Below are 13,334 nucleotides of genomic sequence, written 5' to 3'. Positions count from 1 at the left end.
GCCCCGGCGTCCCCGCCCTGCCACACTGCTGCCATGAGGCTCTTCGCCGCCGTCGTGCCCCCTCGGGAGTGCCTGGACGAGCTGGAGCACGCCGTCGACCGGCTGCGCGGGCTGCCCGGCGCGGACGGGATCCGCTGGACCGAGCGGACCGGCCGGCACCTCACCCTCGCGTTCCTGGGGGAGGTCGGCGAGGAGCTGCTGCCGGAGCTGGGGACACGTCTGGAGCGGGCCGCGCACCGGACGCCCGCCTTCACGCTGCGGCTGCACGGCGGCGGCCGTTTCGGGCGGCGGGCGCTGTGGGCGGGTGTCGCCGGTGACCTGGAGACGCTGCGGCTGCTCGCCGAGCGGTCGGACGCCGCCGCGCGCCGGGCCGGGGTCCCGATGGAGGAGCACCGCCGCTACCGGGCCCATCTGACCGTCGGCCGCGCGCGGGGCGAGGACGTGGCGCTCGGGGCCTTCGTGGACGGGCTCGGGGGCTTCGAGGGGGCGCGGTGGCGGGTCGGGGAGCTGCTGCTCGTCCGGTCGAACCTGCCGGTGAGCGGGGTGCGGGGCGAGCGGCCCCGGTACGAGACGGTCGCCGCCTGGCCCCTTGAGGGGCGGGAGGGGCGCTCGGGTTAACCTCGTCGGGTGGACCCGAAGACCCGAAACCGGATCATGGCCGGTGTGCTCGTACTGATGTTCGCGATCATCGCGGTGGCCTCGCTGGTGGGCCGCTAGCCTCCCGTACCCCGCCCGGCCCATGCTGTGGGAAGCCCCTTGCTTCGAGTGCGCTCGAAGCAGTTGGCTTGACGTCCATGGAGTACACGCAGCTCGGACGCACCGGACTCAAGGTCAGCCGACTCGTCCTCGGGACGATGAACTTCGGACCCCAGACGGACGAGGCAACCAGTCACGCCATCATGGACACGGCCCTCGAAGCGGGGCTCAACTTCTTCGACACGGCCAATGTGTACGGCTGGGCGGAGAACAAGGGGCGGACGGAGTCGATCATCGGCTCCTGGTTCGCCCGGGGCGACGGCCGTCGCGACCGCACGGTCCTCGCCACCAAGGTGTACGGGAACATGGGCCCCGACGGCGAGGCCTGGCCCAACCACGACAAGCTCTCGGCGCTCAACATCCGCCGGGCCGTCGAGGCCAGCCTGAAGCGGCTGGGGACGGACTACATCGACGTCTACCAGTTCCACCACGTCGACCGTGCCACTCCCTTCGAGGAGATCTGGCAGGCCGTCGACGTGCTGATCCAGCAGGGCAAGATCCTGTACGCCGGTTCCTCCAACTTCCCCGGCTACAAGATCGCCCAGGCCAACGAGACCGCCGCCCGGCGCGGCTCGGTCGGGCTCGTCAGCGAGCAGTGCCTCTACAACCTCTTCGAGCGGCGCGCCGAGATGGAGGTCGTCCCGGCCGCGCAGGAGTACGGCCTCGGGGTCATCCCCTGGTCGCCGCTGCACGGCGGTCTGCTCGGCGGCGTCCTGAAGAAGGAGACCGAGGGCAAGCGGCGCACCGAGGGGCGCGCGGCGGCCACGCTGGCCGACCCGGCGGTGCGGGCGCAGCTCCAGGCGTACGAGGACCTGCTCGACAAGCACGGTCTCCAGCCGGGCGAGGCGGCGCTGGCCTGGCTGCTCACCCGTCCGGGCGTCACGGGTCCGATCGTCGGGCCGCGCACCCCGGAGCAGCTGGCGGGCGCGCTGCGCGCGCTGGAGCTGGAGCTGAGCGAGGAGCTGCTCGCCGGTCTGGACGAGATCTTCCCCGGTCCGGGCCCGTCCCCGGAGGCCTTCGCCTGGTGACGGGCGGGTAGGGCCCCGGTCCGAGGGCGGCGCGGGGGGCTGGTGCGGGTGGTGGCCCCGGCCGGGAGCCGCCCGGCCGACCGGGCCCCGGCCTGGTCCCAGCCCGCTGTGGCCCCGGTCCGGCCCGCTGTGCCCCGGCCTGGGCCCAGCCCGCTGTGCCCCCGGTCCGGCCCGCTGTGCCCCCGGTCAGGGGCCGCCCAGCCAGCTGGTGGCGTCCAGGCGGAACGCCGTCTCCGCGGGGACGACGTTCCGCAGGGCCGCCTCCATGTCCCGGACGCGGTCCGCGCCGAGGGTCGCGGCCCATTCCGCCCGCAGGTCGTCGAAGACCGCGGCGGAGCGGGCGAGGGCGTCGTGTCCGCGGGGGGTGAGGCGGACGAGTTTGCGGCGGGCGTCCTCGGGGTCGTCGGCGCGTTCGGCGTAGCCGGCGGCGAGCAGCCGGTCGACGGTCTTTCCGGCGGCCTGCTTGGAGACGCCGAGGCGGCGGCCGATGTCGCTGGCGGTGGCGCCCCCGGCGCCGATGGCCTGCATGGCGAAGCCGAAGGCGGGGCGCAGGTCGGGGTGGCCCTCCTCGGCGAGCCGGGCGTGGAGCCGGTCGATGAGGGTGCGGAAGCCGCCGAAGAGGAGCAGGGGGAGTTCGTACCCGGGCGTGGCGCGCGCGGGTGCCCCCTTGCCGATATCGACAACCTGGTTTACGTTTTCTCCAGCGACATGGTCAACCATGTTGTCCATTCTATCGTCCGTCCTGGGGGAACCACCGTGTCCGCACCGCTCGACCTGTCCGCCCGCACCGCCGCCGCCGTCGCCCTCCTCAAGGAGTCCCCGGAGACCCTCGACGGCTTCCTCCGGCTCAGTGCGATCTTCGAGTCCACCACCCTCGCCCCGCACTCCCGCGAGACCGTCGTCCTCACCGTCGCCGAGCGCCATCAGTGCCACCTCTGCGTCGACATGCACGAGACGAAGCTCGCCGCCCTCGGACCGGCCCCCGACGCCGAACGCCTCGACGCCGTCAGGACGTTCACCCTCCGGGTGCTCGCCTCGTCCGGAGCCGTGAGCGACGAGGACCTCGCCGCCTTCGAGAAGGCCGGGTACTCCCGCCGCAACGCCCTGGAGGTCGTCCTCGGCATCGGCACCTACACCCTGTCGACCTTCGCGAACCGCCTCACCCGCGCCGCCTGACCCCTCACACGGCGCGGACGTACGGACCGCCGACGCCCCACGCCTGGTGCATCGCTCCGGCGAAGGCGGCGGCCAGCTTCCGCTCCCCGGACGGGCCGGGATGCGTGCCGTCGTAGGTGTCCGCCCGCAGGTCGTACGAGTCCGGGACCGACGCCAGCAGCAGCGGCGACGCGGCCGTGTCCAGGTCCGCGACCGCCTTCGCCAGGAGCTCGTTGAAGCGGGCGCACTCGGCGGCGAACCCGGCGTCGTACCCGGCCCGGACGTTCGGTATGACCGGCAGGAGCACCGCCCGGACCCGCGGGTTCGCCGCCCGGGCCGCCGCCACGAACGCCCGGACGTTCTCCTCCGTCTGGTCGCTGTTCGTGTAGAAGCCCAGGTCGATCAGGCCCAGCGAGACCAGCAGGACGTCCGCGCCCGTGGCCGCCACCGCCTCCCCGATCACCGGCGCCATGTGCAGCCAGCCCTCGCCCCAGCCCGCCAGATGACGCCGGGCCGGAGCCGGGAACGCCGGATCGGGGTACGCCTCCGAGGCCGGCGCGTCGACGGCCGGGTCGTACAGGCCGGAGCGCGGGCCGACGATCTCGTACCCGCCGGGAAGCGTCGCCTCCAGGTGCTCCCACATGCGGTAACGCCAGGTCCAGTCGCCGGCGCGTCCGATGGTCATGCTGTCGCCGACGAACAGAAAACGCATGGTCACATCATCGCGGACCGCGTCCCGGAGCTGCGACGTGATCCGGGACACGGGACCGGGTCAGCCGTTCAGGAAGGACCCGACCCTCGACACGACCCACGCCGGGTCGTCGTGCCACGGGAAGTGCCCCGCCCCCGCCAGGACCGCGCACCCCGCCTTCGGGAAGAGCGCCGCGTACGCGGTCGCCGTCGGCACCGGCGTGTTGACGTCGCCCTCCCCGGCCACCACGAGCACCGGACGGCCGAACTCCGCGAACACCGCGCGCGTGGCCTCCGGTTCGAAGGCGCCCTCGCTCGCGTAGACCGCGGCGCCCTCCGCGTTCCGCTGCCGCTCCGTCGCCGCCTCCCGCTCCCGCGCGGCCTCGTCCCAGGTCCCGTGGAAGAACGGCGCCACCGCCTTGAACGTCTCCGGCGTCCCCCGGCCCTCCGTCAGGTCCTCCAGCGCCACGTACGCCTCCGCGAACCACGGCTCCCCGGTCCGCAGCCGCGCCGCCGCCAGCCGCTCCTCCCCGGACGTCTCCAGGCCGACGGCCGCCGTGCCCGGCGTCAGCAGCACGAGCCGGGCCACCCGCTCCGGATGCCGGGCCGTGTACAGCGCGGCCAGGTTCGCGCCCGCCGAGTGCCCGAGCAGGTCGACCGCGTCCAGACCGAGGTGCGCGCGGAGCGCCTCCACGTCCTCCACGAGCCGGTCGCAGCGGTACGAGTCCGGGTCCTCCGGCACCTCCGAGGCGCCCGTGCCCCGCAGGTCCAGCCGGATCAGGGTGCGGTGGGCGCCGAGCCCGCCGAGCTCGCCGAGATACACCGAGTCCTGGAGGGGGCCGCCGGGCAGACAGATCAGCGGAGCGCCGGAACCGGACACGTGGTAGGCGAGCAGGGTGCCGTCGGGAGCGGAGAAGGTAGGCATGAGCGCGACCCTGGCAGTGCCGTCCCCGCAGGTCAAGCGGGATCCCCCGGGGCCGTGGCACGCTTGATCCCATGCGATCTGCTCTGTGCGCCCTCGGCGCGGCCGCCGCCCTGGTGCTGCTCCCGGCCGCCCACGCCCGTGCCGAAGGGCAGGAACCCGACCGGGACTTCACGATCGAGGACTCCCGGATCACCGAGTCCAGCGGACTCGCCGCGAGCCGCGCCCACCCGGGGATCTACTGGACGCACAACGACCAGGACGCGCCCCTGATCTACGGCGTCGACTCCCGTACGGGAAAGACCGTCGCGACCCTGACCATGGCGGGCGTGGGCACCCCCCGCGACATGGAGGCGATCGCCGTCGGCCCGGACGGCGACCTCTACGTCGGCGACATCGGCGACAACCTCGACGGCTCCTGGGACCACGTCTGGATCTACCGCTTCCCCGAGCCGGCGACCCTGAAGGACCAGACCGTGCGGGCGAAGCAGTACGTCGTGAAGTACGCGGACGGGCCCCGCAACGCCGAGGCCCTGATGGTCCATCCGAAGACCGGCCGGGTCTACATCGCGAGCAAGAAGGAGGACGGCGGCGGGCTGTACGCCGGCCCCGAGCACCTCTCCGCGTCGGGCACGAACGTCTTCCGGCGCGTCGACGAGGTGCCCTGGGTCACCGACGGCGCCTTCTCGCCGGACGGCGACCGGCTCGTCCTGCGCGGCTACTTCAGCGCCAGGGAGTACACCTGGAAGGACGGCCGCCTCGGCGACGAGGGCACCGCGGTCGGCGCCCCCTTCCAGGGCCAGGCGGAGTCCGTGACGTACACCCCGGACGGCTCGGCCTTCATGTTCGGCTCCGAGGGGAGGAACAGCCGGGTGGTACGGGTGGACCGGGCCGACCGGCCCGCGCGGCAGCCGGCCCGGACCCCGGGCGGAGCCTCCGACTCCCCGTCGGCGTCCCCCGCGCAGGGGGGCCAGGGCAGCGTCACCACCGGCTTCCTCGTCCTCGCCGGCGCCACCGTCCTCGTGGTCGGCGTCAAGCGCCTGCTGAGGAAGGGATAGCCGGAGGGCCCGGCACCGAGACGTCTCGGTACCGGGCCCTGCGTGCGACCTAGGGGGTCAGAGCTTCTCGATGACGTAGTCGACACAGGCCGTCAGGGCCCGCACGTCCGCCGGGTCGATCGCCGGGAACATCGCGATCCGCAGCTGGTTGCGGCCCAGCTTGCGGTACGGCTCGGTGTCCACGATCCCGTTGGCGCGCAGCACCTTCGCGACCGCCGCCGCGTCCACGTCGTCGGCGAAGTCGATCGTGCCGATGACCTGCGAGCGCTTCGCCGCGTCCGTCACGAACGGCGAGGCGTACTTGGACTCCTCGGCCCAGCCGTACAGCGCGTCCGAGGACTCCTTCGTCCGCGCCACGGCCCAGTCGAGACCACCCTGGCCGTTGATCCACTTCAGCTGCTCGTTGAGCAGGAACAGCGTCGACAGCGCCGGGGTGTTGTACGTCTGGTTCTTCAGCGAGTTGTCGATCGCCGTCGGCAGCGAGAAGAACTCCGGGACGTGACGGCCGGACGCGTGGATCCGCTGCGCCCGCTCCAGCGCGGCCGGGGAGAAGGCCGCGAGCCACAGGCCGCCCTCGGCGGCGAAGGACTTCTGCGGAGCGAAGTAGTAGACGTCCGTCTCGGTGATGTCGACCGGGAGGCCGCCCGCGCCGGAGGTCGCGTCGACCAGGACGAGCGCGCCCTCGTCGGCGCCCGCGACCCGCTGGATCGGGGCGGCGACACCGGTGGAGGTCTCGTTGTGCGTGTACGCGTAGACGTCGACGCCCGCCTCGGCCACCGGCTCCGGGTGCGTGCCCGGGTCGGAGGAGATCACGGTCGGCTCGGCAAGCCAGGGAGCCAGCTTGGCGGCCTTCGCGAACTTGGAGGAGAACTCGCCGAAGGTGAGGTGCTGCGACTTGTTCTCGATGAGGCCGTGGGTCGCGACGTCCCAGAAGGCGGTCGAACCGCCGTTGCCCAGGATCACCTCGTAGCCCTCGGGCAGCGAGAACAGGTCGGAGATGCCGGCACGTACCTCGCCGACCAGGTTCTTGACCGGAGCCTGGCGGTGGGACGTGCCGAGGAGGGAGGTGCCGGTGGCGGCCAGGGCGTCCAGCGCCTCCGTACGCACCTTGGAGGGGCCCGCGCCGAAACGGCCGTCGGCGGGCTTGATGTCAGCGGGAATCCGGATCTCAGCCACGAGGCGGAGAGTATCGGGTCGGGGAGGGGCCGGTCGCCGGATGTCCGCCCGATGAGACGAGGACTGAGACATCCTGGGCTTGTGGGAAGACACCAGGAAGACCCGTCCGGACTGGCATCCGACCTGCGCGCCGCCGTCGCCGGAGACGTCGACTTCTCCGCCACCGCGAGGGCGCTGACGACCATGGACGCCTCCAACTACCGCCGCGTTCCGGCCGGTACGGTCGCGCCGCGCGACGCCGCCGACGTCGCGGCCGTCCTGGAGGTGTGCCGGGCGCACGGCACCACCCCGGTCGTCGCGCGCGGCGCCGGGACCTCGATCGCGGGCCAGGCGACCGGCACCGGCGTCGTGCTCGACCTCACACGGCACATGGACGGGATCGTCTCCCTGGACCCCTCCGCGCGCACGGCCGTCGTCCGCCCCGGACTCGTCCTGGACCGGCTGCGGGCGGCGGCCCGCCCGCACGGGCTGACCTTCGGACCCGACCCCTCCACGCACAGCCGCTGCACCCTCGGCGGCATGATCGGCAACAACGCCTGCGGGGCGCACTCGGTCGCCTGGGGCACCACGGCGGACAACGTGCGCTCGCTCGATGTGGTGACGTACGGAGGCACGGCGTTGACGCTGGGGCGCGACGGGCGGGGCGCCCCCGACGGGCTCCTCGGCCTGGTCGACCGGAACCTCGCCCTCCTGCGGACCGGATACCCGGCGGGACTGCCGCGCCGCATCTCCGGCTACGCCCTCGACGCGCTGCTCCCCGAGCGCGGCGTCGACGTGGTCCGTTCCTTCTGCGGCAGCGAGGGCACGCTGGGCGTGGTCACGGAGGCGACGGTCGCGCTCGTCCCGCTGCCGGCCGAGCCGGTCCTCGTGGTCCTCGGGTACGCCGACGAGAGCGCGGCGGCGGACGCCGCGGCCGGGCTCCTCCCGCACGGGCCGCTGACCGTGGAGGGCATGGCCGCCGACCTCGTGCGGGGAGCGTCCGGACTGCCCCGGGGCGGGGCGTGGCTGTTCTGCGAGGTCGACGGCGCGGGGGCGGCCGCCCGCCTGGTGCGGGCGGCGGACGCCCTCGACGCCGCCGTGGTGCGGGACCCGGCCGGGCAGCGCGCGCTGTGGCGGATCCGGGAGGACGCGGCGGGGACGGCGACGCGGCTGCCCGGCGGCGGGGACGCGTGGCCCGGGTGGGAGGACTGCGCGGTGCCGCCGGCGCGGCTCGGCGCCTATCTGCGGGACTTCCGCGCGCTCCTCGCGGAGTTCGGCCTCCGGGGAGTCCCGTACGGGCACTTCGGGGACGGGTGCGTGCACGTGCGGATCGACTTCGACCTGTGGACGGAGCCGGGCGTACGGGACTTCCGGCGCTTCTCGGAGGCGGTCGCCGACCTCGTGGTCGCCCACGGCGGCTCGCTCTCCGGGGAGCACGGCGACGGGCGGGCGCGGGCCGAACTGCTGCCCCGGATGTACGGGGACGAGCTGGTCGGGCTGTTCGGGGCGGTCAAGGACGTGTGGGACCCGGACGGGGGACTGAACCCGGGGACGCTGGTGCGGCCGGAGCCGCTGGACTCGGGTCTCCGCTTCACGGGCCTCCCGGTGGTGGCGACGGGGACGGGCGCCGGGGTGGGCAGGGCCGCGGCGAGGTGCGTGGGCGTGGCGAAGTGCCGGGTGGCGGGGCCCAGCACCGGGCCGGGCGTGATGTGCCCCTCGTACCGGGCGACGGGGGAGGAGAAGCACTCCACCCGGGGCCGGGCGCGGCTCCTCCACGAGATGGCGCTCGGCGAGGTGATCACCGACGGCTGGCGCTCGGAGGAGGTCCGGGACGCGCTCGACCTGTGCCTGTCCTGCAAGGGCTGCCGCAGCGACTGCCCGGTGGGCGTCGACATGGCGGCGTACAAGGCCGAGTTCCTGGACCGGCACTACGCGCGGCGGCCCCTCGCGCGGCCCCGCTCGCACTGGACCATGGGCCGGCTCCCGGGGTGGCTCGCGCGGTTCGGGCGGGGGCTGAACGCGGCGATGGCGCTGCCGTTCGCGGCGCGCCTGGCCGGGGTGACGCCGGAGCGGGCGATGCCGAGGGTGGCGGAACGGTCCTTCGTGTCCTGGTTCGCCGAGCGCGCCTCGAACCGCACGCCGGCGCTCACGCTGTGGCCGGACACCTTCACGAACCACCTGGCGCCCGAGGTGGGCGAGGCGGCCGTCCGCGTCCTGGAGGACGCGGGCCTCGGCGTGGAACTGCCGCCGGGGCGGGTCTGCTGCGGGCTGACGTACGTGTCGACGGGGCAGCTGGGGGCGGCGCGCAAGGTGATGCTGCGGACGCTCGACGTGACGGAGGAGCTGACGGGCCCGGTGGTCGTCCTGGAGCCCTCGTGCGCGGCGGCCCTCAGGACCGACCTGCCGGAACTGCTGCCGGACGACCCCAGGGCGGCGCGCCTGGCGTCGTCGGTGGTCACCTTCGCGGAGGCGCTGGAGACACTGGCGCCCGACTGGACTCCGCCGCGCCTGGACCGGCCGGTGACCGGCCAGACGCACTGCCACCAGCACGCGGTCCTGGGCGACGGGGCGGACCGCCGGCTGCGGGAGAGGGCGGGCCTGACGGGCGAGCTGGCGGGCGGCTGCTGCGGCCTGGCGGGCAACTTCGGCTTCGAACCGGGCCACTACGAGGTGTCGGTCGCCTGCGCGGAGGACCAACTGCTGCCGGCCCTCCGCGCGGCGGAGCACCCGACGGTCCCCCGCTCGGCGGAGCACCCGACGGTGCTGGCGGACGGCTTCTCGTGCCGCACCCAGATCGCCGACCTGACGGAACACCGGGGCCGGCACCTCGCGGAACTGCTGGCGGAGGGGTTGGGGGAGGGGTTGTAGGTGCGGGTTTGAGGTTCACGGGGTGGGGCTGGGCGGGGGGTGCGGGCTTCTGAGGCGCATGGGGCGGGGCTGCCTCGTAGGTGTCGGGTGGGACCGCCCTCTCTCCGAGAGTCGCACCTTCCGCCGCCGCGTCAAGGGCGCCTACGGCGTCGCTGCGCGATGGGCTGCGCCCACCCTTGACCCGGCGGCTCCAGGCGCGAAAGACCTCTCGGAGGGCGGTCCGGGGGGCGGGTCCACGCGGGGCTTCGGGCAGTGTCGGGGGTTTGTGTGGCGGGTTGCGGCCCGGTGGGTGGGGGCTGGGTTCGCGGTCGGGGTGGGTGGGACACCGTCCCCGCGCTGTCGGTGCGCGGTCGTGGAATGGGGCGGTGGGGGTTGGCTTGGCGGGTTGCGACCGTCTCGCGGCCGGGCTTCAGGCCCCGCTGGTCATTCCCGGTGGGTGGGGAGGAGCGGGGACGGGTGGGGGGAGTGGGGACGGGTGAGGACGGGGGGTTTCTCCGGGTAACTCGAAGGAATCACCCCATCCAGGCCCCGAAGACGGGCGTTACCGGGAGTAGGTGGGAGTTGCCACCGCGAATGGGAGTGGCAGTGGATGTGCGACGTGGTTTCCCCGGGTAACTCGGAGATCTGACCCCCTGGGACCCTGAGCGAGGAGCGTTACCGGGAGTACGCGGGAGTTGTCACCGCGCATCGCCCCTACTCCTCGTCGGACGGCTTCCCTCACACCTCACCCCCACCCCCGCCCCCTCCCCCCACCCGGAATGACCAGCGGGGCCTGAAGCCCAGCCCGGACCCCGACCCGCAACCCGCCAAGCCCACCCCCGACGCCCCATTCAACGATCGCGCACCGGCAGCGCAGGGAACGCGTCCCACCCACCCCCGCCACAAACCCAGCCCCCACCCACCGATCCGACACCCGCGACCCAAACCCCGGACACTGCCCGGGCCCCCGCGTGGACCCGCTCCCCGGGCCGCCCTCCGAGAGGTCTTTCGCGCCTGGAGGTGACGGGTCAAGGGTGGAGCGCAGCGGAATCGGCGCAGCCGACGCGACGAAGGAGCGCCCTTGACCCGTCGCCGGAAGGTGCGACTCTCGGAGAGAGGGCGGCCGCACCCGACACCCACGATCCCGGACGCGCCCCTGCCGCCCTCGCCTTGGCCCCAGCCCCCCCCGACACACACGCACGCCCTACTCCGCCTCCCGCACGATCTCCCGCGCCATCGTGACCAGTTCCCCCGTCGCCGGGTGCGGGAAGGCGTCGCGCCAGGCCAGGACCAGGGGGAGCGGGGGCGCGTCCGGGAGGGGCCGGTAGGTGACGCCCGGGTGCGGGTGGAGCGCGGCCGTCGAGGCCGACGAGACGCCGATGCCGCGCCCGGCGGCGATCGCCGTCAGCCAGTCGTCCGTGTTGGCGACCGTGAGCGTGCCCGCCGGGCGGGCGTCCGGAGGCCAGAGCGCGAGGGTGGTCGTGCCGGAGACCGTGTTGAGGACGACCGTCTCGGCCGCGAGCTCGCCGAGCGCCAGCCGTGCGCGGTCCGCGAGCGGGTGGTCGGCGGGCAGGGCGGCCACCCGGTGCTCGGTGGCGAGTTCCTCCGTCACCAGGCCGGGCGCGTCCACCGTGCCCCGGAGCAGGGCGGCGTCGACCTCGCCGCGGGCGAGGCCCGCCGTGCGGTCGTCGACGCGGAGGAGTTCGAGCGGCGTCTCGGGGTGGGCGCGCTGCCAGCGCCGGAGCAGGGGGGTGGTGTACGGGCCGAAGGCCGACCAGGCGTGCCCGAGGCGCAGCGGGCGGTGGCGCAGCCTGGCCGGGTCGACGGCGGCGTCGAAGGCGGCGAGGGCGGCGGCGGCCCGGTCCTGGAAGGCGCGGCCCTCGGCGGTGAGCGCGAGGTGGTGGGTGGAGCGGTCGACGAGCCGGGCGCCGAGGTGCTGTTCCAGGGCGGCGAGCGTGCGGGACACGGCGGGCTGGGTGAGGTGGAGCCGGGCGGCCGCCCTGGTGAGGCTGGCCTCCTCGGCGATGGCGAGGAAGCAGCGGAGGTGACGCAGCTCGATGCTCATGCGTCCGGAGCATAACCGCAGCACAATCGGCATTTCCGGTGCCGCGCGAGGGCTCGTAGCGTGGAGGGGAAATCCGGCTGCGCCCGGGACGGGGGTGCATTATTCTGGACCATGGGTCTAATTGAATGAACTTATGTGGGTGAAGGAGCCGTCGGTGGACAGTCCGGTCAAGGAGATGGCCCCGGCCGTCGCGCCCGCGGCAGCCGCGGTGGGGCCGGGGGCGGCCCCGGGCGCGCCCGGCCCTCGCCTCGGGCCCGTCGCGCTCGTCGTCACCGGCGGGCTGTCCGTGCAGTTCGGCTCGGCCGTCGCCGTGCTCCTGATGCCCCGGGCGGGCGCGCTCGGGGTGGTCACCCTGCGTCTGGTGCTCGCCGCCGCCGTCCTGCTGATCGTCTGCCGGCCGAAGGTCCGGGGGTACGGCCGGGCGGACTGGGGGACGATCGTCGCGTTCGGTGCAGCCATGGCGGGCATGAACATCCTCTTCTACCAGGCCGCCGACCGGATTCCGCTGGGTGCGGCCGTGACCCTTGAGGTCCTCGGCCCGCTGATCCTCTCGGTGGTCGCCTCGCGCCGGCTGATGAACCTCCTCTGGGCCGGGCTCGCCCTCGGCGGCGTCGTGCTGCTCGGGGGCGGCGGCTTCGACCGCCTGGACCCGCTCGGCGCGGCCTTCGCGCTGGCGGCGGGCGCGATGTGGGCGACGTACATCGTCTTCAGCGCGCGGACGGGCCGCCGCTTCCCGCAGGCGGACGGGCTCGCGCTGGCGATGGCCTTCGGTGCCGTCCTCAGTCTGCCGCTCGGCATCGCGGAGGCGGGCGACAAGCTCCTCGTGCCGTCGACGATCGGCCTCGGCCTCGCGGTCGCGCTGATGTCCTCGGTCCTGCCGTACACGCTGGAACTCCTCGCCCTGCGCCGCCTGCCCGCGCCGACCTTCGCGATCCTGATGAGCCTGGAACCGGCCATCGCGGCGGCGGCCGGCTTCCTCGTCCTCAGCCAGGCCCTGTCCGCGACGGACGCCCTCGCGATCGCCCTGGTCATCGGCGCGAGCATGGGCGCGGTCCGCACCCAGTCCCGCCGGGCGCGGGCGGAGGTCCCGTAGGACGTGTGGTCGCAGTCCGGTCCGCCCCGCTGGGCGCCGACGGGAGTCCGACGGCGGGCTCGGGGGTCGTCCGGCCGGGTGCCTATGATCCGCGCATGATCGCCGAACTGCAGTGCGTCGTCCTGGACTGTTCCGCGCCCCGCGAGCTCGCCGGGTTCTACCGGGCGGTGCTCGGCGGGGACGTCGACCGGCCGGACGCGCGCTGGTCCCTGGATGAGGGCTGGTCCACGCTGCACGCCCCCGGCGGGCTCGTCCTGTGCTTCCAGCGCGTCGCCGGCCACCGCCCGCCGGTCTGGCCGGACCCGGAGCGCCCCCAGCAGTTCCACCTGGACTTCGGCGTCGCGGACCTGGACGCGGCGCAGGAGCAGGTCCTCGCGCAGGGGGCGCGGCTGCTCGACGACGGGGCGGGCGCGCGGAGCTGGCGGGTGTACGCGGATCCCGAGGGCCATCCGTTCTGCCTGGTCAGGCACTGACCCGATCCGTTCGATCGTTGACCGCGGGGCTGTTGAGGGCGGCGTGGGGCGGTGCGGATCATGGAGGGGTTCTCAGCCGTACGAGGAGGGGG

12 protein-coding genes are annotated in these 13,334 nt (G+C 74.3%); 7 read left to right on the top strand and 5 right to left on the bottom strand.

Features of this window, described 5'->3' with window-relative positions:
* The first annotated feature begins 33 nt into the window (after nt 1-33).
* Nucleotides 34-618 (top strand): RNA 2',3'-cyclic phosphodiesterase, encoded by a 585-nt coding sequence (thpR, locus tag ACFYXU_RS05580; protein WP_389456575.1) that lies wholly within the window; start codon nt 34-36, stop codon nt 616-618.
* Between the two features lie 176 nt (nt 619-794).
* Nucleotides 795-1,784: an aldo/keto reductase gene (locus ACFYXU_RS05575; RefSeq protein WP_361392988.1), complete on the top strand. Its 990-nt coding sequence runs from the start codon at nt 795-797 to the stop codon at nt 1,782-1,784.
* Between the two features lie 186 nt (nt 1,785-1,970).
* Here the strand turns inward: ACFYXU_RS05575 and ACFYXU_RS05570 are convergent, their stop codons facing one another.
* Complete coding sequence (locus ACFYXU_RS05570) at nt 1,971-2,504, bottom strand: MarR family winged helix-turn-helix transcriptional regulator (protein ID WP_376507367.1); 534 nt, start codon at nt 2,502-2,504, stop codon at nt 1,971-1,973.
* A 36-nt stretch (nt 2,505-2,540) separates the two neighbouring features.
* On the opposite strand from ACFYXU_RS05570, the gene ACFYXU_RS05565 reads away from it, so the two are divergent.
* The gene (locus tag ACFYXU_RS05565; RefSeq protein ID WP_389456572.1) at nt 2,541-2,960 is read left to right on the top strand and encodes a carboxymuconolactone decarboxylase family protein; all 420 of its coding nucleotides are present in this window, start codon (nt 2,541-2,543) and stop codon (nt 2,958-2,960) included.
* Between the two features lie 4 nt (nt 2,961-2,964).
* On the opposite strand, the gene ACFYXU_RS05560 is transcribed toward ACFYXU_RS05565, so the two are convergent.
* Both ACFYXU_RS05560 and ACFYXU_RS05555 read right to left on the bottom strand, forming a co-directional pair.
* Nucleotides 2,965-3,651, bottom strand: a complete 687-nt coding sequence (locus ACFYXU_RS05560; protein WP_329851286.1) for a GDSL-type esterase/lipase family protein — start codon at nt 3,649-3,651, stop codon at nt 2,965-2,967.
* A gap of 60 nt (nt 3,652-3,711) precedes the next feature.
* The gene (locus ACFYXU_RS05555) at nt 3,712-4,554 is read right to left on the bottom strand and encodes an alpha/beta fold hydrolase (protein ID WP_389456570.1); all 843 of its coding nucleotides are present in this window, start codon (nt 4,552-4,554) and stop codon (nt 3,712-3,714) included.
* 71 nt (nt 4,555-4,625) lie between these two features.
* Here ACFYXU_RS05555 and ACFYXU_RS05550 point away from each other — a divergent pair, with 71 nt between their 5' ends.
* Complete coding sequence (locus ACFYXU_RS05550; protein ID WP_389456568.1) at nt 4,626-5,609, top strand: WD40 repeat domain-containing protein; 984 nt, start codon at nt 4,626-4,628, stop codon at nt 5,607-5,609.
* Nucleotides 5,610-5,666: 57 nt separating this feature from the next.
* Here the strand turns inward: ACFYXU_RS05550 and serC are convergent, their stop codons facing one another.
* Complete coding sequence (serC, locus tag ACFYXU_RS05545) at nt 5,667-6,785, bottom strand: phosphoserine transaminase (protein ID WP_329851282.1); 1,119 nt, start codon at nt 6,783-6,785, stop codon at nt 5,667-5,669.
* Nucleotides 6,786-6,836: 51 nt separating this feature from the next.
* On the opposite strand from serC, the gene ACFYXU_RS05540 reads away from it, so the two are divergent.
* A complete protein-coding gene (locus ACFYXU_RS05540) occupies nt 6,837-9,632 on the top strand; it encodes an FAD-binding and (Fe-S)-binding domain-containing protein (RefSeq protein WP_389407548.1) in 2,796 nt (931 codons plus the stop codon).
* A 1,183-nt stretch (nt 9,633-10,815) separates the two neighbouring features.
* Here the strand turns inward: ACFYXU_RS05540 and ACFYXU_RS05535 are convergent.
* Complete coding sequence (locus ACFYXU_RS05535; protein ID WP_376507374.1) at nt 10,816-11,676, bottom strand: LysR substrate-binding domain-containing protein; 861 nt, start codon at nt 11,674-11,676, stop codon at nt 10,816-10,818.
* 175 nt (nt 11,677-11,851) lie between these two features.
* Between ACFYXU_RS05535 and ACFYXU_RS05530 the strand changes: the two genes are divergently transcribed.
* Both ACFYXU_RS05530 and ACFYXU_RS05525 read left to right on the top strand, forming a co-directional pair.
* A complete protein-coding gene (locus tag ACFYXU_RS05530) occupies nt 11,852-12,769 on the top strand; it encodes a DMT family transporter (RefSeq protein ID WP_389407650.1) in 918 nt (305 codons plus the stop codon).
* Between the two features lie 95 nt (nt 12,770-12,864).
* On the top strand, nt 12,865-13,242 hold the full coding sequence (locus ACFYXU_RS05525) for a VOC family protein (RefSeq protein ID WP_376507376.1): 378 nt from the start codon (nt 12,865-12,867) through the stop codon (nt 13,240-13,242).
* Nucleotides 13,243-13,334 lie beyond the last annotated feature (92 nt).

The sequence above is a fragment of the Streptomyces sp. NPDC002232 genome (assembly GCF_042890295.1).
GTDB lineage: Bacteria > Actinomycetota > Actinomycetes > Streptomycetales > Streptomycetaceae > Streptomyces.
The sequence above is the reverse complement of the archived record's forward strand: the minus strand, read 5'-3'. Positions and strand labels throughout refer to the sequence as shown.